Source organism: Cryobacterium sp. 10I1, assembly GCF_035019805.1.
Lineage (GTDB): Bacteria > Actinomycetota > Actinomycetes > Actinomycetales > Microbacteriaceae > Cryobacterium > Cryobacterium glucosi.
On record NZ_JASJVF010000529.1, the window covers coordinates 1 to 737 of the forward strand.

The 737-nt window shown below is 66.5% G+C and carries 1 protein-coding gene; it reads right to left on the minus strand.

The annotated features are described in order from the left end of the window. Positions 1–288: 288 nt before the first annotated feature. On the minus strand, positions 289–696 hold the full coding sequence (locus QN345_RS19600; protein ID WP_416347689.1) for a globin: 408 nt from the start codon (positions 694–696) through the stop codon (positions 289–291). Positions 697–737 lie beyond the last annotated feature (41 nt).

The window sequence follows — 737 nt, forward strand, 5'->3', positions numbered from 1 at the left end:
CGCGTCGTAGTCAGCTGATGACCTTCCCAAGGCCGCGACAGCATCCGGCACCAGCACGGTGACGGGCGTACTGGGAGGCGCACCGCCATGCGGCCGATCGGGCGAAGCGGGCGACTCCGAGTGGTTGGTCATGCCCCCACGTTACGACCCACCACCGTCATTCTTTGAGCATGGCTCAGGTCTGTGGAAATCTACTCTGATCAGGTACGTGTTGAGGCGAATTCACAACGTTCTCGTTCTTTCGAGAGCCTGTTCTCCCCTCCAGGGACGGTTGGAGACGCCCTGAGATCAGTCGTCGAACGTGTTCAACATGGCGTGTGCCGCGCGCTCGAGGTAGTCCCAGAGCACGGTTCGCTGCAGCTCGGGCAGCTCGCAGGAGTCGACCGCGGCACGCATGTGCAGCAGCCAGCGGTCCCTGGCGTCCGGGTTGACCTTGAAGGGCTGGTGCCGCTGGCGCAGCCGCGGGTGTCCGCGCTGTTCGCTGTAGGTGCCCGGGCCGCCCCAGTACTGCTCGAGGAACCCGGTGAGGCGCGCTGCCGCTGGGCCGAGGTCGTCCTCCGGATACATCGGCTTCAGCACAGGGTCGCCGGCGACACCCCGGTAGAACTCGGTGACGAGCCTCTCGAAGAACGGTCGCCCGCCGACCTGCTCGTAGAACGAGGCACCGATCGCGGCACCGTTCTCACCGTTGCGCAGCAGCACCCGGGCAGGCAGTGCGGGGTCGACCGGGGTCGGGG